The organism is Kribbella sp. NPDC050459 (assembly GCF_040655315.1).
Taxonomy (GTDB): Bacteria; Actinomycetota; Actinomycetes; order Propionibacteriales; family Kribbellaceae; genus Kribbella.
Genome location: NZ_JBFAJQ010000010.1, coordinates 23748 through 49403, shown reverse-complemented (window position 1 = coordinate 49403; position 25656 = coordinate 23748). Strand labels below are relative to the sequence as shown.

22 protein-coding genes are annotated in these 25656 nt (G+C 70.8%); 4 read left to right on the top strand and 18 right to left on the bottom strand.

The annotated features are described in order from the left end of the window. Position 1: 1 nt before the first annotated feature. A complete protein-coding gene (locus AB0I12_RS28285; RefSeq protein ID WP_359935137.1) occupies positions 2-226 on the top strand; it encodes a hypothetical protein in 225 nt (74 codons plus the stop codon). 116 nt (positions 227-342) lie between these two features. Here AB0I12_RS28285 and AB0I12_RS28280 read toward each other — a convergent pair whose 3' ends face one another. The 6 genes from AB0I12_RS28280 to AB0I12_RS28255 form a co-directional block, all read right to left on the bottom strand. Then, positions 343-891 carry a hypothetical protein gene (locus AB0I12_RS28280; protein WP_359935135.1) on the bottom strand — a complete coding sequence of 183 codons (549 nt, stop codon included), beginning with the start codon at positions 889-891 and terminating at the stop codon, positions 343-345. Between the two features lie 115 nt (positions 892-1006). Further along, the gene (locus AB0I12_RS28275; RefSeq protein ID WP_359935134.1) at positions 1007-2320 is read right to left on the bottom strand and encodes a DUF58 domain-containing protein; all 1314 of its coding nucleotides are present in this window, start codon (positions 2318-2320) and stop codon (positions 1007-1009) included. Next, positions 2317-3306, bottom strand: a complete 990-nt coding sequence (locus AB0I12_RS28270; RefSeq protein WP_359935132.1) for a MoxR family ATPase — start codon at positions 3304-3306, stop codon at positions 2317-2319. The genes AB0I12_RS28275 and AB0I12_RS28270 overlap by 4 nt, the downstream gene beginning before the upstream one ends. A 9-nt stretch (positions 3307-3315) precedes the next feature. Continuing rightward, complete coding sequence (locus AB0I12_RS28265; RefSeq protein WP_359935130.1) at positions 3316-3903, bottom strand: hypothetical protein; 588 nt, start codon at positions 3901-3903, stop codon at positions 3316-3318. Then, positions 3900-4601 (bottom strand): DUF4129 domain-containing protein, encoded by a 702-nt coding sequence (locus tag AB0I12_RS28260; RefSeq protein ID WP_359935128.1) that lies wholly within the window; start codon positions 4599-4601, stop codon positions 3900-3902. Before AB0I12_RS28260 ends, AB0I12_RS28265 begins: the two co-directional genes overlap by 4 nt. Before the next feature lie 17 nt (positions 4602-4618). Beyond that, complete coding sequence (locus AB0I12_RS28255; RefSeq protein WP_359935126.1) at positions 4619-5827, bottom strand: GNAT family N-acetyltransferase; 1209 nt, start codon at positions 5825-5827, stop codon at positions 4619-4621. Between the two features lie 97 nt (positions 5828-5924). Here AB0I12_RS28255 and AB0I12_RS28250 point away from each other — a divergent pair, with 97 nt between their 5' ends. Continuing rightward, the gene (locus AB0I12_RS28250) at positions 5925-6998 is read left to right on the top strand and encodes a GTP-binding protein (RefSeq protein WP_359935124.1); all 1074 of its coding nucleotides are present in this window, start codon (positions 5925-5927) and stop codon (positions 6996-6998) included. Here AB0I12_RS28250 and AB0I12_RS28245 read toward each other — a convergent pair. The 4 genes from AB0I12_RS28245 to AB0I12_RS28230 form a co-directional block, all read right to left on the bottom strand. Continuing rightward, entirely contained in the window at positions 6995-7690 is a 696-nt protein-coding gene (locus AB0I12_RS28245) for a maleylpyruvate isomerase N-terminal domain-containing protein (RefSeq protein ID WP_359935122.1), read from the bottom strand. The genes AB0I12_RS28250 and AB0I12_RS28245 overlap by 4 nt on opposite strands. Before the next feature lie 160 nt (positions 7691-7850). Next, positions 7851-8627 (bottom strand): aldolase/citrate lyase family protein, encoded by a 777-nt coding sequence (locus AB0I12_RS28240; RefSeq protein WP_359935120.1) that lies wholly within the window; start codon positions 8625-8627, stop codon positions 7851-7853. 177 nt (positions 8628-8804) lie between these two features. Beyond that, on the bottom strand, positions 8805-10334 hold the full coding sequence (locus AB0I12_RS28235) for an acyl-CoA carboxylase subunit beta (RefSeq protein ID WP_359935118.1): 1530 nt from the start codon (positions 10332-10334) through the stop codon (positions 8805-8807). 7 nt (positions 10335-10341) lie between these two features. Next, positions 10342-11505, bottom strand: coding sequence for an acyl-CoA dehydrogenase family protein (locus AB0I12_RS28230; protein WP_359935116.1), 1164 nt, complete (start codon positions 11503-11505; stop codon positions 10342-10344). Between the two features lie 68 nt (positions 11506-11573). Between AB0I12_RS28230 and AB0I12_RS28225 the strand changes: the two genes are divergently transcribed. Continuing rightward, complete coding sequence (locus AB0I12_RS28225) at positions 11574-11975, top strand: MerR family DNA-binding transcriptional regulator (protein ID WP_359935114.1); 402 nt, start codon at positions 11574-11576, stop codon at positions 11973-11975. 186 nt (positions 11976-12161) lie between these two features. Here AB0I12_RS28225 and AB0I12_RS28220 read toward each other — a convergent pair whose 3' ends face one another. From AB0I12_RS28220 to AB0I12_RS28185, 8 genes are read right to left on the bottom strand one after another with little or no spacing between them, the layout of a single operon-like run. Further along, on the bottom strand, positions 12162-12386 hold the full coding sequence (locus AB0I12_RS28220; RefSeq protein ID WP_359935112.1) for a hypothetical protein: 225 nt from the start codon (positions 12384-12386) through the stop codon (positions 12162-12164). A gap of 36 nt (positions 12387-12422) precedes the next feature. Next, positions 12423-13721, bottom strand: coding sequence for a hypothetical protein (locus AB0I12_RS28215; RefSeq protein ID WP_359935110.1), 1299 nt, complete (start codon positions 13719-13721; stop codon positions 12423-12425). Positions 13722-13750: 29 nt separating this feature from the next. Continuing rightward, entirely contained in the window at positions 13751-14434 is a 684-nt protein-coding gene (locus AB0I12_RS28210; RefSeq protein WP_359935108.1) for a CbiX/SirB N-terminal domain-containing protein, read from the bottom strand. After that, positions 14431-15558 carry a uroporphyrinogen-III synthase gene (locus AB0I12_RS28205; protein ID WP_355696452.1) on the bottom strand — a complete coding sequence of 376 codons (1128 nt, stop codon included), beginning with the start codon at positions 15556-15558 and terminating at the stop codon, positions 14431-14433. Before AB0I12_RS28205 ends, AB0I12_RS28210 begins: the two co-directional genes overlap by 4 nt. Further along, on the bottom strand, positions 15555-15893 hold the full coding sequence (gene nirD / locus AB0I12_RS28200; RefSeq protein WP_359935106.1) for a nitrite reductase small subunit NirD: 339 nt from the start codon (positions 15891-15893) through the stop codon (positions 15555-15557). The genes AB0I12_RS28205 and nirD overlap by 4 nt, the downstream gene beginning before the upstream one ends. Then, on the bottom strand, positions 15890-19783 hold the full coding sequence (gene nirB / locus AB0I12_RS28195; RefSeq protein ID WP_359935104.1) for a nitrite reductase large subunit NirB: 3894 nt from the start codon (positions 19781-19783) through the stop codon (positions 15890-15892). The genes nirD and nirB overlap by 4 nt, the downstream gene beginning before the upstream one ends. Continuing rightward, a complete protein-coding gene (locus AB0I12_RS28190; protein ID WP_359935102.1) occupies positions 19780-21894 on the bottom strand; it encodes a molybdopterin oxidoreductase family protein in 2115 nt (704 codons plus the stop codon). Before AB0I12_RS28190 ends, nirB begins: the two co-directional genes overlap by 4 nt. Further along, a complete protein-coding gene (locus AB0I12_RS28185) occupies positions 21891-23267 on the bottom strand; it encodes an MFS transporter (protein WP_359935100.1) in 1377 nt (458 codons plus the stop codon). Before AB0I12_RS28185 ends, AB0I12_RS28190 begins: the two co-directional genes overlap by 4 nt. 192 nt (positions 23268-23459) lie before the next feature. On the opposite strand from AB0I12_RS28185, the gene AB0I12_RS28180 reads away from it, so the two are divergent. Next, complete coding sequence (locus tag AB0I12_RS28180; RefSeq protein WP_359935098.1) at positions 23460-25634, top strand: MMPL family transporter; 2175 nt, start codon at positions 23460-23462, stop codon at positions 25632-25634. The last annotated feature ends 22 nt before the right edge of the window (positions 25635-25656 follow it).

Genomic DNA, 25656 nt, shown 5'->3' with positions numbered 1-25656 from the left:
CGTGCTGGACACGGATGTTGCCTCTCTGAGCATCAAGAACGCGCTTCCACCTGCGTTGCTTCGCGAGCTGCTAGGTGCTCAGGTCGGCATCACGTTCGTCACCCTGGGAGAGCTGAGTCGCTGGGCCCACCTTCGCAATTGGGGGCCTTCCAAGGTCGCCGGGCTCGAGGCCTGGCTCAGCACCCGTCCGACGCTGCTGGATCGCGGCATGCTGCCTGGTTTATGACTTGCCGCTGGCAACGCTCAACGTCAAGGACTTCATCGACTTCGCCGAGTACGAGGGTCTACGGATCGTGGGACACGAGGACCACTAGTTTGCCGACGGCGCACTCCTGACGTCGCTTAGTCGCGGCCGAGTTTCTGGCCGGCTGCGAACCAGATGGTGGTGGCGGTCAGGGTGATGGCGGCGACTGTTACCAGGAGCGAGCCTGGTACGTCGGCGCCTCGGATCAGCGCGGTCGCGAGGGCGACGGCGGGTGTCAGGACGACGGCGATTGCCCCGGGCAACCACCAGCGGCGGAGGGCGGCTCGGTGGACGCGGGCGTACGACGGCATCTGGCCGGCGAAGGCGGCCGCCAGGTGGACGACGACGAGCGCGGCCGCGGTGAGGACGAGGCCCCAGCTCGGCGCGGCGGGTCCGCGCAGCAGCCAGCCGAGAGCCACCACGAACAGGAAGATCATCCCGGCCAGCGAGTCGGGCAGGACGACCGTGCCGACCAGCAGCACCGCACCGGCGATCGGAACCAGATCCGCCTGATCCCACGGTTGCACCGCAGGTACGACGAGCGCGACGATCCCCGCCGCCGCAATCACCAACCGGGCCACCAGCACACCGCGCCCCGCCGCCCGCAACTGCGCGAGCCACAGGGTGATCTGCTCGTCGGCGGTCATGGGGCCTCCCGTCCTGGACTGAGGAGCGCAGGGAGCGCAGCGACCGGAGCGACGAGGGAAGGACGGGAGTTACAGCCCCATGACCCGCCGCGACGGAGTCTTGGCATCAGTACGGTCATGAGCGGATCCGTGGAGCCGCGGACAGGCGGGAGGCGTCGCGTAGGACCTCGTCGAGGGTGCCGGCGCCTTGCCAGCGGACGGTCGGTACGCCGAGGTCGCTGAGGCGGTCGAGGTCGCGGCGGCGTTCGAGCAGCCGTACCCGCCAGGCGAGCGGCCAGGTGCGGGCGTCGTGCGCGTCGAGATCCATGATCGAGGCGATGTCCGGCGGCAGCGTGTCGACGGCGATGACCGTGCAGCCGGAGTGCACGAGCGTGACGACGTACCCAAGGATGGTCGGCCGCAGCAGCGGACTGAGGACGAGCACCAGGCTGTCCGAACGGATCCGGTTGCGCCGCGCCAACTGCTCCTCGTCCTGCTGCCGGCCGCGCTGGTCCGCGTGCACGAGCGTGTCCAGGATCCGCCGCAGATGCCCGCGGCCGCTCCCCGATCGCACGCCGCGGAACAGGCTCCCGGTGTCGATCAGCCGCACCCGGTCGCCGTTGCGCAGGTAGTGCTCGGCGATCGCGGCGGCGCCCCGGACGGCGGTGTCGAGACTCGAGGAGCGCCCGTCGATCCCTTCGCTGATCCCGATTTCACCGCCGGTGTCGACCAGGATCACCACCTCGGTGTCGCGGTCCGACCACGTCGACGTGACGTGCAGTTCCTGCGTCCGCGCGGACACCGCCCAGTTGATCCGCCGCAACCGGTCACCGGTCCGGAACGGCCGGACACCGGCCAGTTCCGTCCCTTCTCCGGGCCGTCGCGACCGGTGCAGCCCGACCAGCCCGGCCGGCCGCGGTACGGCGTCCACCGCCGCGAACCCTTCGCGCAACGGCAGGGTCGTCACCGCCAGCGTCTCGGCCGACGTCACCTGGATCCGGAACGCCCCGACCGTCGACGTCGCCGCGACCGTTGGCCGATCCAACGAGCGCAGGCCCCACCGCTTCGACCGTACGCCGACCTCGAGCCGCACCGCACCGTGCGTCACCGGTTCGGCGATCGCGGCCTGCGGCGGGTCGAACTGGAACCACGCCGCCCGCGGTAGCGCGGCCACGATCAGGTCGATGTCCGGGTCCACGGATCCCGAACTCGACGGTGTGACACGCAGCCGGTACGTCGTCCCCTGCCCTTCGAACAGCACGTCGGCGTCCAGCTCGGTGTGCACTTCGGGCCGCTCCCGAGGGCGGAAGAACCGGCCCCACGCCGCCAGGAACGCCAGCGGCAACCCGAACACGGCGGCATCGGATCGCCGCAGCAGGACGGCGACGGTGAGCAGCACCGCAGCGACGCAGATCGCCCGGATCTGCGCGTGCGTCGGCCGCCAACTCATGCGCGGGCGACGGCCGGGCCCGACACGGTGGGCGGCGCCGCGACCGAGCCGAGGACCGCCCGGACGACCGTGGCGCCGGTGACCTCGTGCAGCCAGAGCTCGGGCCGCACGGTGATCCGGTGCGCCAGCGCGGCCACCGCGACCGCCTTCACGTCCTCCGGTACGACGTAGTCGCGGCCCTGGATCACGGCGTACGCGCGTGCCGTCAGCAGCAACGCCAGCGAGCCACGGGGCGACGCACCGACCAGCACCTGAGAGTCGCGGCGGGTCGCGGTGGCGAGGTCGACGCAGTACTGACCGACCGTGTCGTCCACCGTCACCGTCTCGACGGTACGCTGCGCCGCGAGCAGCCCCTCGGCGTCCGTGACCGCCTCGACCGACTGGTCCTCGCGACGGCGGCTCATCCGCCGGCGCAGCACCTCCCACTCCTCCGCGGGGCTCGGGTACCCGAAGCCGATCCGCAGCATGAACCGGTCGAGCTGCGCCTCCGGCAACGGGTAGGTGCCCTCGTACTCCACCGGGTTCGCGGTGGCGAGCACGTGGAACGGGCTGGGCAGCGGGAACGTCTGCCCCTCGACCGTGACCTGGTGCTCCTGCATCGACTCGAGCAACGCTGCCTGTGTCTTCGGCGGCGTCCGGTTGATCTCGTCGGCCAGCAGCAGGCCGGTGAAGATCGGGCCCGGGCGGAAGACGAACTCGGACTCCTTCTGGTCGTACACGAACGCGCCGGTCACGTCCGACGGCAGCAGGTCCGGCGTGAACTGCACGCGCCGGAACTCCAGCCCGAGCGCCTGCGCGAACGACCGCGCGGCCAGCGTCTTCGCCAGGCCCGGGTAGTCCTCGAGCAGCACGTGGCCGCCGGCCAGGATGCCCGCCAGCACCAGCTCCAGCGCCTCGGCCTTCCCGACCACGGCCTGGCTGACCCGCTCCAGCACCTGCCGGCTCAGTGCGGACACCTCACCGAGTGTCAACTCCGCCTCAGTCACTGCTATCCCTCACAGGTTCTCGATGGTGTGGATCGCGTACTCGATCTCGTCGAGGGACGCGGTGCGCTTGTCGTCGTCGGTCATCAACAGCCAGAGCCGGTCGCCGGTGATCGCCCGGGCGCGCTCGGGCTCGAGCTCCGGGTTCACGCCGTGCCGGTGCACCAGACGGTCGGTGGCCAGCTCCAGCAGCAGCGGCTGGATCCGGCGCTGGAACGTCCGCGATCCCTCGCCGGCGCGCCGCTCGCGGCCCGACTCCAGCAGCCAGGTGGCGACGAACTGCGTGCGGTTGTCGGTGTTCCGGGCGCGGAGCACGGCCAGCTTGTCGTCCCTCCGGCCGGGCCAGCTCGTCTCCAGGATCTGCGGCACCACCAGCCGGATCGCCAGCGACGCCACCGCGACCGCGATCCCCGTCGCCACGAACCACAACGGCCGCGGCGCCATCCCGGCGGCGCTGAAGATCCCGACGAACAGCAGGCTCGCCAGCACCGCCAGCCCGAGGTGCTGCACGAGCAGCTTGCTCGGCCACAGCCGCCGCTTCGGCTTGACCTCCGGCGGCGGCCCCTTCTCCTCCAAGGGAGACCAGCGGTACGACGTCATCGGGCCTCACCTACGGTTAGCTCCTCGCGCAGTCGGAGCAGTGCCGCGCGGGCCTCCCAACGCGCCGGTTCGCTCGAGCCATGCGTGGAGTACCGGGCCTCGCGATACAACTCGCCGAGCCGGACCAGCTGCTGCTCGGAGATCCCGCCGACTCCGAGCACTCGTACGGTGAACTCGGCCGGTGTCTCGGACGGATCCCGCGGTACGCCGGCCGACGCGGCCGCCTGCTCCAGCGCGACCCAGCACGCGATGACCGAGTCCGTCGCCGTACCGCTGTCGATGCGCGCCAGCCCGGTGTCGACCGCCTCGGCCAGCCGCTCGGTCTTCATCCGCTCCCAGTCGGGCTCGTCCGGCTCCAGGTGCGGCAGGCGGACCCGGCGCAGGATCCGGACGATCACCACGATCACGAACGCCACTACCGCGGCAATCACCAGGTAGACCACGGCCTGCCACAGCGACAGCACCCACCCGGGCGTCCTGCCCGGCGGGATCGTGAGCACCGGCGTCGGCTGCGACTGCGGCGGCGGGGTCGCGTTGAGCGACCGGGTCGGCAGCGGGCGCGGGCTCGCGCTCAGCGTGCTGTCGCTGACCGGGCGCACCGGCCCGCTCGCGGAGGCGAGCACGACGAAGCCGGCCACCACAACCCCCACGAGCAGCACGGCGACCACCGCGAGCGCACCCCGACGCTGCGTCTGCATCTCGGCAGGCTACCCCCTCAGAAGCCCGTGTCGAGGAACGGAAGCCGAGATGTGGAAAACGCTTCCGAGGTCGCGGCCAGCGCACCGGCGGTGTGCTCGGCGACCAGACCCGCGCGACCGAGCCGCTCCAGCGACGGGCGGCCGAGGTACACCGCGCCCAGGTCGCGCACGTCGAGGGTCAGGTCGGCGTCGCGCGACACCGACTCGCAGGAGGCGCCGTCGGGTCCGCCGCTCAGGTGCCAGCGCCCCGCGTTCCACGGGAGGAATTCGTCGACCACCTCGACGACGACGTCGATGTCCCGCGCGTACGTGCGGCCGGCGAGCGCGCGTCCGACGTCGACCGGCCGGACCCACAGCCCGTCCCGGGTGATCGGCCCCGGCGCGCGCGGATCGAGCAGCAGGTCGAGCAGCGGGTCGTCCGACGCGACCATCTCGCAGCGCGTCTCGCTGAGCAGATCCGGCTCGAGCAGGTACCTCCACAGGGCCGCGTGGGACGCGAGGTCGACCGCATGCACCCGCTGCACGTCGACGTACCCCTTCTCGGCCCGCCGCGTGCGGTAGTACGCGAAACCGGTGAGCTCGCCGTCCCGCTCGGCGACGACACAGCGGCGTTTGGAGGCGTTCCCTGAGTTGAGCGTGACGGTGTTGCTGATCGCGTACTCCTGCCAGCGCTCGTCGTGCACGAACAGACCGGGCCGCTGCCGGGCCAGCGTGTTCCGCAGCTCGGCGCAGCGGGCGCGGTTCTCGCGGATGTCGACGTGCCGGATCCGGACGTCGTCGATGCCGGCCACCGGGCGCAGTCCTCGCGACGCCTTGGGTACGACGATCTCCTGGTGGTCGGACGCCAGCCCGTACCCGAACCGCGGGTAGATCACCGGCTCGCTCGCGGTCAGCGCGGCCAGCGGTTCACCCGCCTCGTGGACGTCGGTCAGCTGCCTGCGCATCAGGTCGCGCAGGATGCCGCGCCGCCGGTGCGTCGGCCGGACGCCGACCATCGTCACGCCCGCGACCGGCAACTGCCCGCCGGGCACCGTCATCAGGTGCGAGAACGTTCCGGTGTGTCCGACGAGCTGCCCGTCCTCACTCGCGACGACGCTGCGGTCCCGCTCCCACACCCGCCGCTCGGACTCGTACTGCTCGTCGGTCCACGGCGCCGAGAACGCCATGTCCAGGAGCTCCAGGAGCTCGTCCCATTCACCGGTGTACCGCCCGATCTCGATCGCCATGTCCCCTTGCCTATCAGACGACCGGGCGCTTCACCTGCCGTTTTTCACGGCACGCCCAGCTCTGGACTGATGAAAACCGTTTTCATATAATGCGGAGATGACCGCCCGAGCGAAAACCCCGTTGTCCTTGCTGGTGGGGCTCTCCACGACGTTGCGGGAGCCCGTGCTGGACGCGATGACCGAGGCCGCCACCGTGGTCGTGGCGATCGACCAGGACGACCTGCCGGGCCGGGGCGTGCTGTCCTGGCGGGTGCGGGACGCATCGGGGCCGATCGACGCGGGCGAGTTCGCGGTCGGGGACGACTGCGGCGCGTGCCAGCTGATCGAGTCGCTCGTGCCGTTGCTGGAGACGCTCGCCGCCCGCGAGCACTGGGACCACATCGTGCTCGCGGCGCCGCCGGCGATGGAGGCGCGGCCGCTCGTCGGCGCGCTGGTGTCCGCCCTGCCGGAGATCGCCGTGGACACGGTCACCTGCGTCGCCGACGCCGTGCTGCTCGTCGAGCAACTGTCCGGTGACGAGCTGCTCGCCGAGCGCGGCCTGGCCCTCGGCGTACCGGACCGGCGCAACGTCGCGGAGCTGACCGCCCGCCAGATCGAGTACGCCGATGTCTGCGTGCTGGCGAACGCGCATCGCAGCACGGCGGCCGCCCGGCTGGAGCACCTACTGCTGCACCTGAACCCGCGAACCTCGGTGACGCCGGCGGACCTGGCCGGCGTGCCCCGCGGACCGGTCGCGCGGACGGGACGATTCGACTTCGACGCGGCCGAGGCCTGGGCCGGCGAGCTCGCGGCCTCGGATCGGGTGCAGCCGGGCGGCGACGGCGTGACGACGGTCCTGTGGCGGTCGGCGCGGCCGCTGCATCCCGCCCGGCTGAACGATGCGCTCGAGGACATCGTGGACGGCGTGGTGCGCAGCCGCGGCGTGGTCTGGCTGGCGAACCGGCCGACGCAGCGCGTGCGGTGGGAATCGGCCGGCTACAGCGCCTCACTGGGGACGCTGGGCGAATGGTCCGAGACCGAGCACCTGGCCGAGTGCACCGTCGTCGCGACCGGCATGGGCCTGGACCCGGCCCGTCTGCAGGCGATCCTCGACGCCTGCCTGCTCACCGAGTCCGAGCTGGCCGACCTCGACTGGACGAACCTCGACGACCCGTTCGCCGGGGTGCTTTAGCCAAGCAACGGGAGCCGGCCGGCGTGCGGACCGAGCATGTCGTGGTCGGCCTCGTCGAGCGGGAGCCGTCCGGTGGCCTTCAGGACGTACGTCGTGGTGTCCCAGCCGATCACGTCCCAGGCCTCCGGACCGAACAGTCCGTCCAGCGTCCGCGCGGTCACCTGCAACGCCTCGGGATCGGGCTCGGGCGCGTCCGGCAGGCCGACGGTCAGGTCGAGATGGTGGACGGTTGCCTCGAGCACCAAGGTGGCCACGAGGTCGGTCGCCCGCAGGACATGGCCCTGGGTCTCGACCCGACGGCCCTTGGTCGCCAGGCCCGCCGCGGCCGCGCGGACCGCCGCCTCGGACACCTCACGCCAGTGCTGCACGAGCAGACCGGGCTTGCGGTACGACGCCGCCACGCCCTGCACGAAGCTGGTGTCGCCGTCGGGGTTCGGCGGGAAGTCGTGCCAGTACGTCACGAAGTCCCGGTCCGGCTCGGCGACGGCCGGGCTGGCGAACGCGATCAGCGCGCGCTCGGCGTCGTACAGCAGGTGCACCAGCAGCGGACCGACCGGCATGCCGGTGCAGCGGGTCTCGCGCTGGAAGTCCGCGTCACTGAGCCCCTGAACCGTCTCGGTGAGCCGCCCGTAGGCCCGCCCCAGCGTCGCCGCCAGCCCCAGCGGCAACGCGCCGCGCTCGGGTGCCTTCATCCCGGCCTCCTCGGTGTGCTCTGACGAACTTAACCCGAGAACGCACCGAGATGTTCCGGACCGCCACCACTCACCAACCCCCGCCGCCGGCCGGATGCGGGATCGCGCTGAGCGTGCGCCGCCCAAGAGGCGGCCGCTTGGTGAGTGATGGAGGTCCGCCCTAGGAGCGGGCTGTGTTCAGGTGCGCGGCGGCGATCGCCTCGAGGTGGCTGAGGTCGGAGGCCACCGTCGCGTAGGTGTAGCCCTGGTCCAGCCGCTTCTTCGCCGAGTCGCCGTCGAAGGTGTGGATGCCCGCCGCGATGCCGGCCTCCTGCGCGGTGCGCGCGATCAGCTCCACCGCCTCCTCGAACGGCCCCTCGACCTCCGGGTCGCCCGGAAACCGCGCCCCGAGCGCGAGGCTCAGGTCCGACGGGCCGACGTACACGCCGTCGAGACCGGGCGTCGCGCAGATCTCGGCGACGTTGCGCAGGCCGAGCGGCGTCTCGATCATCGCGAGCACGACGGTCGCGTCGTTGCTGTCCGCGGGCACCGGCCCGATCCGCAGCGCGGCCCGCATCGGACCGAACGAGCGGGCCCCGACCGGCGGGTACTTCGCCGCGCAGACCGCCCGCGCCACGTCGTCCGCGCTGTCGACCAGCGGCACGATCACACCGGTCGCGCCGGCGTCCAGCGCCCGCCCGATCGGCGTCGGGTCGTTCGCCTCGACCCGCACCATCCCGACAGTCGGCCGCGGCCCGATCGCGGACCCGGCGTCGATCGCGAGCAGCCCGGTCATCAGCCCCTGGTACCCGATCAGGCCGTGCTGCCCGTCGAGCACCACATAGTCGTACCCCAACCGGGCGATCCGCTCGGCCGCCGGCGGCACGTCCAGCGTGACCCAGTACCCGACGAGCTTCTCCCGCGACCTGACCCTGCGCGCGAAATCGTTTGCATTCACGGGTTTAGCCTAGAGCATGTCTCCCAACCCCACGCCGTCGCGAGCAGGTGCTCGGCGGAGTGCCTCGGCGAGCTGGAGCGGAGGGGTCGATGTGGTTCATCGTTCCCTTCGCTCCAGCTCGGCGAGGTGCCCGCCGAGTGCCGCGCAGTAGGCGTGGGGTTGGGAGACATGCTCGAACTAGACCGGCGGGACGCCGTGCCGGCGGTGGGAGAACGTCCGGTCCTTGGACTGGGCCGCGGCGAGCCGGGCGATCAGGTCGGCGCGGAGGTCCTCCGGCTCGATGATCGCGTCGATGACCAGGTCGGCGGCCAGCCGGAGGATGTCGATGTCGGTCTCGTACTCCTCGCGCAGCTTGGACACGTACTCGACCCGCTCGCCCTCGTCGGCGATCTCCTGGATCTTGTTGTAGTACACGGCGTTGATCGCCGCCTCCGGCCCCATCACCGCGATCTTCGCGGTCGGCAGCGCCACGCACGCGTCCGGCGAGAACCCCGGGCCGCACATCGCGTAGAGCCCCGCGCCGTACGCCTTCCGGACGATCACCGACACCGTCGGCACGGTCGCCTCGGACACCGCGGTGATCATCTTCGCGCCGTGCCGGATGATGCCGGCCCGCTCCACCTCGCTGCCGATCATGAAGCCCGGCACGTCGCACAGGTACACCAGCGGCACGTTGAACGCGTCGCACAGCCAGATGAACCGGGCCGCCTTGTCGGCGGAGTCGACGAACAGCACGCCGCCCTTGACCGCGGGCTGGTTCGCGACGATCCCGACCACCTGGCCGGCGAGCAGCCCGAACCCGACCACCAACTCCGGCGCGTACGCGGGTTTGATCTCGAAGAAGGTGTCCGCGTCCACGACCGCATCGATCACGTCATGGATGTCGAACCCGACGCTCTCCTCGGCCGGCACCAGGTCCCGGGTGAAGTCGCGGCCGGCGTCCGAGGCGTCGTACGACGGCGGCCGCGAGCGCCACGAGCCGGGCAGGTAGGAGAAGTACTGCTTCGCGAGCTCGATCGCCTCGGTGTCGTCGCTCGCCAGCAGGTCGCCGCAGCCGGAGACGCTGGTGTGCATCCGGGCGCCGCCCATCTCCTCCAGCGTGACCTTCTCGCCGACGACCATCTCGGCCATCCGGGGCGAGCCGAGGTACATCGACGCGTTGCCGTCGACCATGATCACGATGTCGCAGAACGCCGGGATGTACGCGCCGCCGGCCGCCGACGGGCCGAACAGGCAGCAGATCTGCGGGACCTTGCCGGACAGCGCGACCTGGTTGTGGAAGATCCGTCCCGCGCCGCGGCGGCCCGGGAACAGCTCCACCTGGTCGGTGATCCGGGCGCCGGCGGAGTCGATCAGCCAGAAGATCGGCAGCTCGTCGCGGATCGCGACCTCGGTGACCCGGACGATCTTCTCGACCGTCCGCGCACCCCACGAGCCGGCCTTCACGGTCGGGTCGTTGGCGACGATCAGCGCCGGGCGGCCGTCGACGAGCGCGCGGCCGGTGACGACGCCGTCGGCGGGCAGGCCGGCCTTCAGCGCGTTCGCCAGCTGCGCGTCCTCGACGAAGCTGCCCTCGTCGACCAGCAGCGCGATCCGGTCCCGGACGTACAGCTTGTTCTGGGACTTCAGCTTGGCCGCGGCCTTGTCCGGCGGGGACAGCGTGGCCTCGCGGGCGACCTTGACCTCGGTCCAGTGATCGTGGGTCATGCAGCCATCATTCCACTGGGAGGCCGAGGGAACGGGCGATCAGCATCCGCTGCACCTCCGACGTACCCTCGCCGATCTCCAGGATCTTGGCGTCGCGGTAGAAACGCGTGACCGGGTACTCCTCCATGAAGCCGTAGCCGCCGAACACCTGGGTGGCGATCCGGGTCGCGGTCACCGCGGCCTCGGTCGCGTACAGCTTGGCCACCGACGCGGCCTGCTTGAACTCGGCCATCGACGCCCCGGCGTCCTTCAGCGCGGCGGCCCGGTAGACGAGCAGCTCGGCCGCGTCCGCCATCACCAACAGGTCGGCGATCTGGAACGCGACGCCCTGCTTCCGCCCGATCGGTACGCCGAACGTCTGGCGCTCACCGGCGTACTGCACCGACATCTCCAGGCACGCCCGGAGACAGCCGAGCGCGACGGCCGCGATCGCGACCCGGCCGTCGTCGAGCGTGGCGAGGAACTGCGCGAACCCCTTGCCGCGCTCGCCGAGCAGGTTGGCCTCCGGGACGCGGCAGTTCACCAGCGACAGCGGGTGCGTGTCGCTGGCGTGCCAGCCGAGCTTGTCGTACGCCGCCTCCGCGGTGAATCCCGGCGTACCGCTCGGGACGATGATCGTGGAGATCTCCGGCTTGCCGTCCGCGCGCTCACCGGTGCGGGCGGTGACCGTGACGCAGCTCGTGATGCTGGATCCCGAGTTCGTGATGAACTGTTTCGAGCCGTCGATCACCCACTCGCCGCCGTCGAGCACCGCGCGGGTCTTGGTGGCGCCGGCGTCCGACCCGGACTCCGGCTCGGTCAGCCCGAACCCGGCCAGCTTGGTGCCCGCGACCAGGTCGGGCAGCCAGGTCGCCTTCTGCTCGTCGGTGCCGAACGTCAGGATCGGGTTGATGCCGAGCCCGACCGCCGCCTCGAGCGTGATCCCCATCGACTGGTCGACCCGGGAGATCTCCTCGATCGCCACGCAGAGACTGGTGAAGTCGCCGCCCGCGCCGCCGTACTCCTCCGGCGCGGTCAGCCCGAACAGCCCGAGCCGCCCCATCTTCTGCACGACCTCCACCGGGAAGTAGTGCTTGCGGTCCCACTCGGCCGCGTGCGGCGCGATCTCCGCCTCCGCGAAGTCGCGAACGCTACGGCGGAACTCCTGATGCTCCGCGGACAACTCGAACATGCGGCACCCCTTCGTGCTTGACGCTTACGTAAACGTAAAGCACGCTAGGCAGCATGCACAATAGCCAGGTGCCCGCAGAAACCTGGTCGATCGCCGAACTGGCCGCCGAGTACGACGTCACGCTCCGCACGATCCGGTTCTACGAGGACCGCGGCCTGCTCACCCCCGAACGCCGCGGCACCACGCGCGTCTACCACCCGCGCGACCGCGTCCGCCTCGCCCTCATCCTGCGCGGCAAACGCCTCGGCTTCTCGCTCGACGAGATCGCCAAGATCGTCGACATGTACGACGCCGAACCCGGCGAGGAAGGCCAGCTCGCCTACCTGCTCGACCAGATCACCCACCGTCGCACCGAACTCGAACAACGCCGCCGCGACATCGAGGAAACCCTCCAGGACCTCGCCGAGGTGGAGGCCCGCTGTCACGCCGACCTGAACACCCTCCGCAACCGCCAGGCAGCGTCGTCGTAGGTCCTAGCCCTGCTGCTCCAGGATTTCCTTCGCGCGATCGAGGGCGGCGACCTCGGTATTCATCGACTGCTGAACCGGCTTGGTCAGCAGGAGCTTCTTGAGGCCGGACACGCGAACACGACCGCCACCGGCCGCCGGATCCGAACCGTGTGCTCAGCCTCGGGCATGCCGCCCCTCCGATTCCGCCTACGTCCGGCGCCCGTACAACCAGTAGATGACCGGAGCCACGCCGAGCGAGTTGGACAGGGTGAGGAGCAAGGCCCACATCGGCTTGGGCCCGCGAACCTGAGCCGCAGGACGCCGCGCCAGATCGGCCAGTGCGACGGCCTTCAACACGCTCTCGACAACGACTCCGGCAATGACCAACCGCTGCTGCTGAGGGCTCAACTCAGCCCATTTCTTCCCGGCCATCCCTCCACGATGCCCCTGCAGTGCCCGGCTGACAACTCATCCCAGCCCGACCGTGATCGAGTCCGCCCGTACGGCGATGGCAACGTGGTGCGGATCCTCGATCTCGGAACCGCACAGGACCCACCGGGTGCCTTCGGGTACGGCGGATTGGATGACGACGGCGCGTGGGTGGGGGTCCTGACGAGCCGAGTAGCACACCAGCACTACCTCCCCGGGTGCCTCGGCAGTGCTCGGCGCGATCTCGTCTGCGGCGTCGGGTGCCAGCTCGCGCGCCAAGCGTCGTACCGAGGGCTGCTCGTGCTCGTCCTGTGCCAGGTCGAGCAGCACGTGGCGGAAGACTTCGGCGAGCTCGTCACCGCCCAGGGTGATCCACTGCTGGACCAGCCGCCGGAACGCGGCCTCGCGGCCCCACCGACGGGCGCCGGCCGCGACGATCGCCGACCCGGCGCCGGCGAGGACCTGCGCGATGCGATGCACCGGGGCGCGGTCGGCATGATGCGGGTACCGCACCATCCGGATCTCCAGCATCGCCCAGTGCAGAACGGCCCCAGCCACCCGGGCCGCACCTCCGAGCGCACGGCCTGCCGAAGGTGGCGGGACAGGCCGCCAGATCTTCGCCGAGGTCCGCGCATCGGCCGCCCGGCCGGCGTCGGACAGATGCCAGTGCGAGTCATGAATCCAGGCGGTGCCACGGGCTGCGCGGATCAGCCCGTTCTGCCCGATCGTCAGCGCGGCGGCCGGATCGATGGTGACCCCGTCGGAGTCGTCGAGGTCGAACCGTACGTCGGTGATGCCGTCGAAACGCAGGTCGAGCTCCGCCGGCGGGATGTCGGCCGCGTCGAGCACGTACCGACGCTCCAACACCAGTAGGAGCCGACCTCGCAATCTCGTGCCCGAGCGCTCGACCACCAGCGTGCTGACGGCCGCCGTCGTCAGCACGTAATCGTTCCGGATCCGGGCCGCCACTTCCGCAGTCAGAGGGTCCTGGGTAGGCATGATGCGTCCCGCATAGTCCCGTCCGTGCACGCCCTCCAGGTACGACGGCGGTGGGAGCTCGAGGTCGTACCCCGAGACCCTCAGCTGTTCGAGCACCCAAGCTCGGCGCTCGGACCCGAGATCCGCCATCCATCGCATGCCCTCCGCGGCCCGCTGCTCGCGGCGAGCACCACGAGCGAGGGCAGCTCTGACGAACGGGTACGTGTTGTTGTCCCAAACGTCCGAGACCTTGATGATCAGCTCCCGGTCGAACGTGCGCGCGTCCTGGGACGCGGCCGCGATCTGCTCCACCGACCGGTCGAGGAGCGCGCCCCAGGCCGCGATCGCCGAATCCGCCATGGGCGCGAGGTTATCGGCTGAGGGTGGGATCAGACGGCGACGGCGGTGGGGTGGAGGGCGGCGGCGTGGCGTTGGAGGGCCAGTGTGGCGAGGCGGGGGTCGGCGCCGAGTGGGTCCGCGGTCTGGTGACCGCGGGCGTGGCGGTGGACGAGGGAGTTGAAGAAGCCTGGGGCCAGGAGATAGTTCGCCACTGCCACGCGGCCCGGGGTGCGGGCGAGGACGGCCGGGAGGCGGCCGCCGGCGCCGGACAGGTAGCCGACGGTCACCGGGCGGTCGATGCGGCGCGCGAGGAGAGCCGCGGTTTCCTCGCAGTCCAGGAGCGCGCGGGGGTCGGACGAGCCGGCGGCCGCCAGTACCACGTGATCGATGCGGTTAAGGTCGCCGAGCCGGTCGGCCAGGATTTCTGCCAAGACTGGATCCGGGCCGAGGGCGCCGGCCGCGCGAACCCGCCCCGGATAGCGCCGCGCTTCTGCGGCGACATCGACGTACACGTGGTAACCGGCGCTGAGCAGCAGCGGAACCACGACGGCGTCGTCGGTGTCCGAGGTGATGCGCCGGACCAGCGACGGGAGCGCCGGAGTGAGGAGGTCCACGAAACCCAAGGAAATCGGGAGGTCCGGGCGTTGCGCGGCCATCTCCCGAACCAGGTCGTGGACGACGCGGATGCCGGCCGGGTCGGCTGTTCCGTGGGCTACGGCGACGAGGTCGGTCATGAGGGGACTCCGGCGGGTTCTACGGCGAGGCGGTAGCCGCGGCGGACTACTGTGCGGACCAGTTCGGGGCGGCCTACTGCTGTGCGTAGGCGGTTGACGGTGACCTCGACGGCGTGGACGTCTTCGGCCCCGGGGAGTACGGCGAGCAGTTCCGGGCGGGAGACCACGTCGCCGCCGGCAGCGACCAGGGCCGCGAGTACGGCGCGTGGGCCGGGGCCCAAAGGCAGGACAACGCCGTCGAGCACGGCCGCGCCGCCGCGGATGACCAGTTGGCCGAAGGCTGTCTCGATCGAGCGGGCGTTGTCGTCGGTGAGCCGGTCGGTGACGATCCGGATCAGCGCACCCAGCCGGTACCGGTCCGGCACCAGCGGGTCCAGTCCGAGCGCCACGAAAGGTCCCGCGGTCACCGGGCCGACGCAGGCGTTCAGCACGCGACCGGTCCGCAGCGACGACGTCAGCTCGTCGTACTGCCCGTTCAGCGCCGCCGCGTCGAGCATCGCCTGCGCGCCCGGCGCGGACGTGTGGACGACAGCATCCACGGTGCCCGCGCAGACTTGCGAGATCATCCGCTCCACGAGCACCGGATCGGGCGACGGGCCCCACCGGTACACCTCGAGCCCGCGCACCGACGCGCCAGCCGAGCGCAGCGCGTCCTGCAGGGCCGGATCCGACAGGCCGTGCAGCTGTACGACGATCTTCCGCCCGCCGACGCCCTGCGCGCGCAGCCAGTCGACGACCTCGGCCGTCGTCTCCGACCGCGCCGACCAGTGCTCGACGAGCCCGGCCGCCCGGATCGCGCCGCGCGCCTTCGGGCCGCGGGCGAGGAGCCGCGACTGCTCCAGCGTGCCGAGCAGGTCCGCGGCCAGGCCCGCGGTGTCGGCCGCCTCGATCCAGCCGCGGAACCCGACCGCGGTGGTCACCACGACGTCGTCCGGCGGGTTCGCGATCACCCGCCGGGTCGCCTCGAGCAGTGCGTGGTCGTCCGCGACCGGCACGATCTGCAGCGTCGGCGCGTGCAGCACCTTCGCGCCGCGCCGTTCGAACGACGCAATCAGGTCCTCCGCGCGCCGGTGCGCGGTGATCGCGATCGTGCAGCCGCTGAGCGGCCCGGGCCTGGTCGTCACTGGGTACCCACCACGACCCGTCCGTCGACGATCTCGACCGGATATACGGGCAGGGACACGTCCGGATCGTCGAGGCACGCCCCGGTGCGCAGATCGAAGACCTGCTTGAACATCGGCGACGCCACCGTCGGTACGTCGCCGCGGCTGCCGACGATGCCCCGCGACATCACGTTCGCCCCGCTGAACGGATCCTGGTTGCCGATGGCGAACACCTCGCCGTCGTGGGTGCGGAACAACGCGATCTGCACGTCCCCGAGCAGCGCGGCGACGCCACGCTCGGGCAGCAGCGCGTCGACAGCACAGATCACCGTCGTACCAACGGCCGTGACACTCATCGACGGACCTCCAATCGGGGGCCGGCCAGCAGGACCGGCTCCAGCTGCCCGCGTTCGGCCGAGGTGGCCGGGCGCGGCTGGTTGCGCTCGACCACGTACCGCAGGTCGGCGTCGGGCTGGTCCGGAGCGTTCACGAACGACACGAACCGGGCCAGCTTCTCGGGATCGTTGAGCGTCGCCTGCCACTCGTCGACGTACGCGTCGACGTGCTTGGCCATCGCCGCGTCCAGGTCGGCCGCGATCCCGAGGCTGTCGTTGAGGACGACGTCCCGCACCTGGTCGAGACCGATCTCGCGCATCCACACCGAGGTCCGCTGCAGCCGGTCGCCGGTCCGCACGTAGTACATGAGGAACCGGTCGATCGCCTGGAACAACTGCTCGTCGGTCAGGTCCGAGGCGAGCAGTTCGGCGTGCCGCGGCGTCATCCCGCCGTTGCCGCCGACGTACAGGTTCCAGCCCTTCTCGGTCGCGATCACGCCGACGTCCTTGCCGCGCGCCTCCGCGCATTCGCGCGCACAGCCGGAGACGCCGAGCTTGAGCTTGTGCGGCGAGCGCAGCCCGCGGTACCGCAGCTCCAGCGCGATCGCCATCCCGACCGAGTCCTGGACGCCGTACCGGCACCACGTCGACCCGACACACGACTTCACGGTCCGCAGCGCCTTGCCGTACGCGTGGCCCGACTCGAAGCCCGCGTCCACCAGCCGCTTCCAGATCGCCGGCAGCTGCTCGATCCGGGCTCCGAACAGGTCGACGCGCTGGCCGCCGGTGATCTTCGTGTACAGGCCGAAGTCGCGCGCCACCTCGCCGATCGTGATCAGCCCCTCGGGCGTGATCTCACCGCCGGGAATCCGCGGCACGACCGAGTACGTGCCGTCCTTCTGCATGTTGGCCATCACGTGGTCGTTGGTGTCCTGCAGCGTCGCGCGTTCGCCTTCGAGCACGTGACCGGCCGGGTCGAGACTCGCCAGGATCGACCCGACGACGGGCTTGCAGATGTCGCAGCCGCGGCCGGTGCCGTGCCGCTCGACGATCTCGCTGAACGTCCGCAGCTCGGTGATCCGGACGACGTCGAACAGCTCGGCCCTGGACAGCGCGAAGTGCTCGCACAGCGCCTTGCTGACCTCGACACCGGCCTTGGTGAGCTCGCTGTTCAGCAGGTTCTTGACGATCGGCAGGCAGGATCCGCAGGACGTGCCCGCCTTGGTCTTGCCGCAGACCGACTTGATGTCGGTGCAGCCCTCGTCGCGGACGGCGCAGCGGATCGTGCCGGCATCGACGTTGTTGCAGGAGCAGACCGGCGCGTCGTCGGGCAGCTCGAGCTGCACCGGCCCGGCGCCTTCCGGCAGCAGGAACGCGGCCGGGTCCGCGCCGAGCTCGCGACCGACCATCGGCCGCAGCCCGGAGTACGCCGACGCGTCGCCGACCAGGATGCCGCCGAGCAGCGTACGGGCGTCGTCGGACAGCACGAGCTTCTTGTAGACACCGGCGACCGGGTCGGCGTACACGATGTCCAGCGCGCCTTCTCCTGAGCCGAACGCGTCGCCGAAGCTCGCGACGTCGACACCGAGCAGCTTCAGCTTCGTCGACGTGTCCGCACCCGGGAAGGTCGCCTCGCCGCCGAGCAACCGGTCGGCGACGATCTCCGCCATCGTGTAGCCGGGGGCGATCAGGCCCCACACACGCCCTTCGATACAGGCGACTTCGCCGATCGCCCAGACACCGGGAACCGACGTCCGGCAGGCCTCGTCGACCACGACGCCGCCGCGTTCACCGATCTGCAGCCCCGCTTCGCGACCGAGTTCGTCACGCGGCCTGACACCGGCCGCGAACACGACCACATCGGCGGGCAGATCGGGGCCGTCGGCAACGCCCATCGCACGCGCCGCACCCTGCGACGTCAGCTTCACGCGCTGACACTGCGTCCCGGTCAGGACGTCGACGTCGAGGCCCTCGATCAATCGGGCCAACGCGGAACCGCCGCCCTCGTCGACCTGCAGCGGCATCAGCCGCGGCGCGAACTCGACGACCTTGGTACCAGCGCCGAGCGCGCGCAGCGCACCGGCTGCTTCGAGGCCGAGCAGACCGCCGCCGACCACGACGCCGTTGACCTGCTTGCCCTCGCTCTTCAGGCGCTCGACGTACACCCGCAGCGCGGCGACGTCGTCGATGGTCCGGTAGACGAAGCAGCCTTGCGCGTCGTTGTTCTTCACCGGCGGCACGAACGCCGCGGAACCGGTCGCCAGCACGAGCTCGTCGTACAGGACCTCTTCGCCGCGGGCCGTCGTGACGGTCATAGCCTTGGTGTCGATCGACGTGATCTGGACGCCCTTGCGCAGGTTGACCGCCGGGTCGTCCCAGAGGCCCGGGTCGCCGAGCGAGAGGTCGTGCGGGTCGCGGCCGGAGAAGTAGCTGGTCAGTGCGACGCGGTCGTACGGCAGCCGCGGCTCCTCGCCGAAGACCGTGATCCGGTAGGTGGTCTCGGTGTCGCGTTGCCGGAGCGCCTCGACCAGTCGGTGGGCGACCATTCCGCCACCGACCACCACCACGTGCTTGGCCTTGTTCAGCTCTGCCATCGTCGCCCTCCTGCTCGGGACTGGTTCGGTCTCGCCGCGCCGGAAGCGGTCGAGCAGTTCGCCGACGGCGCCGGTGCAACTGCCGCACCCGGTCGTCGCCCGCGTCGTGGCGGCGATGCCGGCGACACTGTCGGCACCTCCACGCCAGGCCGCCTCGATCGCGACCCTGGTGACGCCGTTGCACCTGCAGACGGTCGCCACCTTCTTCGTCGGTACGGCGGGCGGCGTACCGAGCAGCCCGTCCGCGACCACCGGCGTGCCCCGGTCCGCCAGCAGCACCAGCTCCGCGGCGACGTCCGGCGCACCGACCGCGACGGCCGAGCGCACCACGCCGTCACGCAGGACGGCTCGTACGTAGCGCGCGTCGTCCTCGAGCCGCACCACCTCGCCGTCCTCGTCCTTGTCGCCGAGGACGAGCAGGTCGAGTCCGCCGGCTGTCACCCGCACGACCTCGTAGTCCGGCAGCTGGGCGGCCTCGCCGGTCAGGTGTTTCGCCAGCGCCTCGGCCTGTGTCCATGCGGACTCGACCGTGCCGGTCAGCCGGCCGTCGATCTCGGCGCAGTCGCCGATCGCGTGCACGCGCGGGTCGTCCGGGCTCGTCAGCGTGCCGTCGACGACGATCCCACCGCGCACCGTCAGGCCGTCCGCCAGCTCGGTCCGCGCGCGCACACCGCACGCCACGACCAGGAGTTCGCCGTACACCTCGGAGCCGTTCCGCAACCTCAGGCGGCGAAACCGGCCGTCCTTCGTGTCGGTGCCGGCCAGCTCCGCGTTGAGGAGCACCTCGGCGCCGAGCCGCCGGACCGCGCGCGTCACCCTCCGTCCCGCGGACGGCCGAACCGTCTTGTCCAGAAGGGTTTCCCCGTCGTGGACCAGGGTCACCGCGACGCCGCGTTCACGCAGCGCACAGGCCGTCTCGACACCGAGTACGCCGCCGCCCAGCACCACCGCGCGCCGTACCTGCGCCGCCTCGGCGACGATCGCCTCGGCATCGTCGGCCGACCGCAGCGTACGAATTCCCGCCGCCGGGCCGACTCCTTCCGGCACGACAGGCACCGCGCCGGTCGCGAAGACCAGCCGGTCGTACGCGTACTGGCGTCCCTCGGCGTCTGTCACCACCTGTCGCCGCCGGTCGACCGCGACCGCGACCGCACTTGGCTCGTTGCCTCGAGCAACCTCTGCGCGGCCCGCGACGTACTCGGTCAGCCGGCCTCGGTTGTACGACGGCTCGTCGCCGAGGACCGTCACGTCGTCCGGCGGCAGCAGCTCGGCCAGCCGCCGGCCTGCCATTCCACCGCCGATGATCACTACTCTCATGCCGGCACTCCCGTCGCTGGCAGGGCAGCGGCGGTGACTTCAACGGCACACGCCTTGAACTCGGGCATCCGCGACACCGGGTCGAGGACGTCGTTGGTCAGCTCGTTGACCGCCTCCGCGCCACCGAAGTGGAACGGCACGAAAACGGTGTCCGGCCGGACGTCGGCCGTCACGCGGGCCGGCAGCACCATCGACCCGCGCGCCGTACGCAGCCGCACCGGGCGGCCGTCGCCGATCCCGAGCTGCGCGGCGACCCGCGGGTGGATCTCGGCGTACACCTCCGGCTCGGCCTCCGCCAGCTCCGCAACCCGCCGCGTCTGCGCACCGCTCTGGTAGTGCTGCAGCAACCGCCCCGTCACCAGATAGAGCGGTGCGTCGGCGTTGAGATCGTCCGCCACCGGCCGGTGATCCACCGGTACGACGTGGGCCCGGCCGTCCGCGGTCGGGAAACCGTCGGCGAACAGCCGCGGCGTGCCCGGATGCCCGTCGTGCGGCACCGGCCAGAAGAGCGCCTCGTCCGCGTCCAGCCGCGCCCAGGAAATCCCGGAATAGTCGGCCTTTCCGCCGGCGCTCGCCCGCCGCAGCTCCTCGAACACCTCGCGGGGGTCGGTGGAAAACCCCGCGATTCCGAGCCTTTCCGCGATCCCCGCGAACACCGCGAGATCGCTGCGCACCTCACCCGGAGCGGTCACCGCGGCACGCCGCCGCAGCACCCGCCCTTCGAGCGACGTCATGGTGCCTTCTTCCTCGGCCCACTGCGTCACCGGAAACACCACGTCCGCCAGCAGCGCCGTCTCGGACGGCACCACGTCCGCGACCACCAACAGATCCAGCGCAGACAGCCGTTCCCGCACCGACGCGAGATTGGGCGCCGACACCAGCAGGTTGCTCCCGTGCACGAACAGCGCCTTCGGACCATCCGCCGTACCGAGCGAATCGATCAGCTCGACAGCGCTCTTCCCGGACCGCGGCAAGTCCTCGGGGTCCACACCCCAGACCTGCGCAACGTGCGAGCGTGCCGCCGGGTCCTCGATGCTCCGATACCCCGGAAGCTGATCCGCCTTCTGCCCGTGCTCACGCCCGCCCTGCCCGTTCCCTTGCCCGGTGATACACCCGTATCCATTCCCCACCCGCCCGGGCAACCCGAGCGCCAACGCGAGGTTGATACAAGCGGTCACCGTGTCCGTGCCCTTACTGTGCTGCTCGGCTCCACGTCCGGTGAGGATGAATGCCCCGGCGCCGCCGTGCACCGGTGCAGCTGCGGCCAGCACCCGAGCCGCCTGCCGGATCGTCGCGGCGGGCACACCAGTGACCCGCTCGGCCCGCTCCGGCCACCACGACGCCGTAGAACGAATCAGCACGTCGGGGTCGTCGACCCGTTCGGCCAGGAATGCGGTGTCGGCCAAGCCTTCCTGCAGTACGACGTGGGTGAGCGCGAGCACCAGCGCGAGGTCCGTCCCCGGCGTTGCCTGCAGGTGAATGCCGGCGTTTTCCTCGGTCAGGCCTGCGGTGGCGGAGCGACGCGGGTCGACGACCAGAAGTCCACCCGAGTCGCGTGCGCCCTGCAGATGTGCCACGGCCGGCGGCATGGTTTCCGCGATGTTGCTGCCGACCAGCAGGACAGCACCGGCCCCGCCCAGATCGGCCAGCGGAAACGGCAGTCCGCGGTCGATCCCAAACGCCCGGTTTGTCGCCGCCGCGGCGGACGACATACAGAACCGGCCGTTGTAGTCCACGTTCGCGGTCTTCAGCGCCACCCGGGCGAACTTGCCCAGCGCATACGCCTTCTCGTTCGTCAGCCCGCCGCCACCGAACACGGCGATCGCATCCCGCCCGTGGGCGGCCTGCAGCGCCTCGACCCGCTCGGTCACGAAGTCCAGCGCGTCGTCCCAGCTCGTCTCCACCATTTCACCCGCGGCGTTGCGGACCAGCGGCATGGTGAGCCGGTCCGGCACCGTGAGGACCTCGGGCGCCGTCCAGCCCTTCCGGCACAACCCACCCCGGTTGGTGGGAAAGTCGCGAGGCCGCACCTCCACGGCACCCGGTCGCGCGACCGGGTGCAGCGTGGTGGCGCACTGCAGAGCGCAGTACGGACAATGGGTAGCCGTCACACGCGCTCCTGGGTGAGCGGGCCACCCTTGCGCAGGTAGCAGAAGTACGTCACCGCGAGGCAGACCACGTAGAAGCCGCAGAACACGTACAGCGCGGGGATCAGCGAGCCGAAGTGGCTCGTCGACATCGCGAACCCGCGCGGGACCAGGAAACCGCCGTACGCGCCGACCGCGGAGGCGATCCCGATACAGGCCGCCGCCTCCCGCCGGGCCCGGCCCGGGTCACCCGGCGTGGTGAGCCGGAAAACCGCCGGAATCATCCGGTACGTCGAGCCGTTCGCGATGCCGCTGGCCACGAACAGGACCAGGAAACTGAGCAGGAACGCGGGGAAACTTTCCGCCTTCAGCGCGAACACCGCGGACAGGATTCCGAGGCCCATCACCACGAACGAGCAGACCGTCACCCACGCGCCGCCGACCCGGTCGGCGAGCCTGCCGCCGAACGGCCGCGAGACCGACCCGACCAGCGCGCCGAGGAACGCGTAGTGCGCCGGCGTGATGTCGGGGAACGTGGTCTTGATCAGCAGCGGGAACGCGGCGCCGAAGCCGATGAACGACCCGAACGTGCCGATGTACAGGAACGAGATCACCCACGTGTGCGGCCGCTTCGCCGCGGCGATCGACGTCCGGAACGACGAGTTCGCGACCGACAGGTTGGCCATCGCCTTCCAGGCCCAGAACGCGGCCAGCACGATCAGCGGCAGCCACATCAGGCCGGCCCGGTTCAGCGACAGACCGGCGCCGGCGACGATCACGACCGGGACCAGCAGCTGCACCACGGCGACGCCGAGGTTGCCGCCGGCCGCGTTCACGCCGAGCGCGAAGCCCTTCTCCTTCTCCGGGTAGAAGAACGAGATGTTCGTCATGCTGCTGGCGAAGTTGCCGCCGCCGACGCCCGCGGTCGCCGCGACCAGGCCCATCAGCCAGAACGGCGTGTCCGGCTGCGTCATGAAGTACGCCAGCCCGGTGGTCGGGACGAGCAGCAGGAGCGCCGAGAACACCGTCCAGTTCCGCCCGCCGAACCGCGGTACGGCGAACGTGTACGGCAACCGCAGCGTCGCGCCGACCAGGCTCGGCAGCGCGACCAGCCAGAACAGCTGGTCGGTGCTGTAGGTGAAGCCGGCCTTCGGCATCGACACCACGACGATGCTCCACAGCTGCCACACCGAGAAACCGAGGAACTCGGCGAAGATCGAGGGCCACAGGTTCCGCCGGGCCAGCGCCCGGCCCTTCCCGGTCCAGAACGTGGCGTCCTCGGGGTCCCAGACGTCGATCCAGCGCCCGCGCCGCGGCGCCTCGACCGTACCCACCGCGCCACTGCCGTCTGTCTGGCCGCGGTTGGCGACGGTCGCTTGTCGTGCCTCGAGCGTCATCGCAAGTCTCCGATCATCCGACCTCACTGATTAGGCCTGGACGTTATGACCGGGGTGTTTCCGAGTAGTCATCTTGTTGTTACGCCGCCGAAACGGCTCCCGCACACCCGCGGCCGGGTGGTGAGAGATCTGCGGGTGCCGCTGGGTACTGTTCGGTCTCAGGGCGGGATCGGAGACCGAGGGGACGGCACCGTGCACGACGACGACCAGAACGCCGCCGAAGTGAGTGGGAGGCAGCGTCCGCCGCGGCGCTGGGCGTGGCGGGCCGCGATCGCCGCCGTACTGATCGGCTGGCTGGTGCTCGCCTCGCTGGGCGGCCCGGCGGTCGGCAAGCTGAGCGAGGTCCAGCAGAACGACAACGCCAACTTCCTTCCGAAAGATGCCGAGTCCACGGTGGTCGCCAACGAGGCCGCGAAGTTCGTCGACTCCAAGGCGCTGCCGTACTTCGTCCTGGTCGAACGCGACTCCGGCATCACGCCGGACGACCTGCAGAACGTCCAGGCGTTCCAGGCGAAGATCGCCACCCTGGACCTGGGCGGCGGCAAGCAGCTCGGCGACTACCTGGCCTCCCCGGTCGCACCGGCGATCAGGTCGGAGGACGGCAAGGCGCTGCTGCTCACCGTCCAGATCGACGGCGACCGCGCCGACGAGGTGGTCGCGGGGGGCGAGACCGTCCTGTTCGCGGTCGCGGACAGCCTGCGCACCGCAATCAAGCAGGACCTCACACCGACGGGCCTCACGGTCTATGTGACCGGCCCCGGTGGGGTGTTCGCCGACTTCGTGGTCGCGTTCAGCGGGATCGACGGGATCCTGCTCGGGGTCGCGCTGGCGGTCGTGTTCGTGATCCTGCTGATCGTGTACCGCAGCCCGATCCTCCCGATCGCGGTCCTGCTCACCGCGGTCTTCGGCCTCGCGCTCGCCGCGCTCGTGGTGTACCCGCTGGCGAAGAACGGCGTCCTGCAGCTGAACGGGCAGAGTCAGGGCATCCTGTTCATCCTGGTCGTCGGCGCCGCGACCGACTACTCGTTGCTCCTCGTCTCCCGGTACAAGGAAGAGCTGCACGACTACACGAGCAAGTACGAGGCGATGCGGGTCGCCTGGCGGGCCTCGATCGAGCCGATCTCGGCCAGCGCGGCGACCGTCATCCTCGGTCTGCTCTGTCTGCTCCTCTCCAAGCTCGGCAGCACCAAGGGTCTGGGGCCGGTCGGCGCCTTCGGGATCGCCGGCGCGCTGATCGCGTCGATGACCTTCCTGCCGGCGATCCTGCTCGCGTTCGGCCGGCGGATCTTCTGGCCGTCGATCCCCCGCGTCGACCACGTGCACTCCAGCGACCAGGTCGGCGGCCGCCGCCTCTGGGGCCGCGTGTCCGGGCTGGTCGGCCGGCGTGCCCGGCGGGTCTGGGTGGTCACGGCGCTGGCGTTGCTCGCGTGCGCGGCGTTCCTGCCGACGTTCAAGGCCAGCGGTACGTCTCAGGAGGACCTGTTCCTGAACAAGGTCGAGTCGGTCACCGGTCAGGAGGAGCTGGCCAAGCACTTCGACGCCGGCGCCGGTACGCCGGTGCAGATCCTGACCCCGGTCGCTCAGGCCGACCAGGTGGTCCAGACCGCGACGAAGGTCGACGGTGTCGGCGAGGCGTCCGCCTCGGCCGCTCCCGGCGTACCGCCGAAGGTGGTCGACGGGAAGGTACTGGTCCAGGCCACGCTCGAGGTCCCAGCCGACTCCCCCGAGGCGACCAAGGTGGTGAAACACCTGCGGACCGAGCTGGACAAGGTGAGTCCCGACATCCTGGTCGGCGGCAACACCGCGATCAACCTCGACGTGCTGGACGCCGCACAACGCGATCTGCGGGTGATCATCCCGACCATCCTCGCGGTGATCTTCGTCGTCCTGATGCTGCTGTTGCGGTCGCTGACCGCCGCGGTCCTGCTGGTGATCGCGAACGTGCTGTCGTTCGGCGCGACCGTCGGCGTCAGCGCGCTGGTGTTCAACCACGTCTTCAAGTTCCCGGGAGCCGATCCCGGTATTCCGCTCTACGCCTTCGTGTTCCTGGTTGCCCTAGGCATCGACTACTCGATCTTCCTGATGACCAGGGTCCGCGAGGAGTCGCAGGAACACGGCACCAGACCGGGCATCCTGGTCGGCCTCGCCGTCACCGGCGGCGTCATCACGTCGGCCGGCGTCGTCCTGGCCGCCACCTTCTCGGCCCTCGCGGTCCTGCCCATCCTGTTCCTGGTCCAGATCGCCTTCATGGTCGCCTTCGGCGTCCTCCTCGACACCACCGTCGTCCGCTCCCTCCTCGTCCCCTCCCTCGCCCACGACGTCGGCCCGAAGATCTGGTGGCCCAGCAAACTCGCCAAAGAAAAGTAACCGGCCGGGTTTTCGCGAACGA

Excerpts from the sequence above, each read along its gene's own strand:
- AB0I12_RS28260 (WP_359935128.1), bottom strand. The coding sequence starts at position 4,601 with ATGCAGACGCAGCGTCGGGGTGCGCTCGCGGTGGTCGCCGTGCTGCTC.
- AB0I12_RS28255 (WP_359935126.1), bottom strand. The coding sequence starts at position 5,827 with ATGGCGATCGAGATCGGGCGGTACACCGGTGAATGGGACGAGCTCCTG.
- AB0I12_RS28185 (WP_359935100.1), bottom strand. The coding sequence starts at position 23,267 with ATGACGCTCGAGGCACGACAAGCGACCGTCGCCAACCGCGGCCAGACA.
- AB0I12_RS28215 (WP_359935110.1), bottom strand. The coding sequence starts at position 13,721 with ATGGCGGATTCGGCGATCGCGGCCTGGGGCGCGCTCCTCGACCGGTCG.
- AB0I12_RS28220 (WP_359935112.1), bottom strand. The coding sequence starts at position 12,386 with ATGGCCGGGAAGAAATGGGCTGAGTTGAGCCCTCAGCAGCAGCGGTTG.
- AB0I12_RS28250 (WP_359935124.1), top strand. The coding sequence starts at position 5,925 with ATGACCGCCCGAGCGAAAACCCCGTTGTCCTTGCTGGTGGGGCTCTCC.
- nirD (WP_359935106.1), bottom strand. The coding sequence starts at position 15,893 with ATGAGTGTCACGGCCGTTGGTACGACGGTGATCTGTGCTGTCGACGCG.
- AB0I12_RS28210 (WP_359935108.1), bottom strand. The coding sequence starts at position 14,434 with ATGACCGACCTCGTCGCCGTAGCCCACGGAACAGCCGACCCGGCCGGC.
- AB0I12_RS28245 (WP_359935122.1), bottom strand. The coding sequence starts at position 7,690 with ATGAAGGCACCCGAGCGCGGCGCGTTGCCGCTGGGGCTGGCGGCGACG.
- nirB (WP_359935104.1), bottom strand. The coding sequence starts at position 19,783 with ATGAGAGTAGTGATCATCGGCGGTGGAATGGCAGGCCGGCGGCTGGCC.
- AB0I12_RS28235 (WP_359935118.1), bottom strand. The coding sequence starts at position 10,334 with ATGACCCACGATCACTGGACCGAGGTCAAGGTCGCCCGCGAGGCCACG.
- AB0I12_RS28230 (WP_359935116.1), bottom strand. The coding sequence starts at position 11,505 with ATGTTCGAGTTGTCCGCGGAGCATCAGGAGTTCCGCCGTAGCGTTCGC.
- AB0I12_RS28265 (WP_359935130.1), bottom strand. The coding sequence starts at position 3,903 with ATGACGTCGTACCGCTGGTCTCCCTTGGAGGAGAAGGGGCCGCCGCCG.
- AB0I12_RS28280 (WP_359935135.1), bottom strand. The coding sequence starts at position 891 with ATGACCGCCGACGAGCAGATCACCCTGTGGCTCGCGCAGTTGCGGGCG.
- AB0I12_RS28275 (WP_359935134.1), bottom strand. The coding sequence starts at position 2,320 with ATGAGTTGGCGGCCGACGCACGCGCAGATCCGGGCGATCTGCGTCGCT.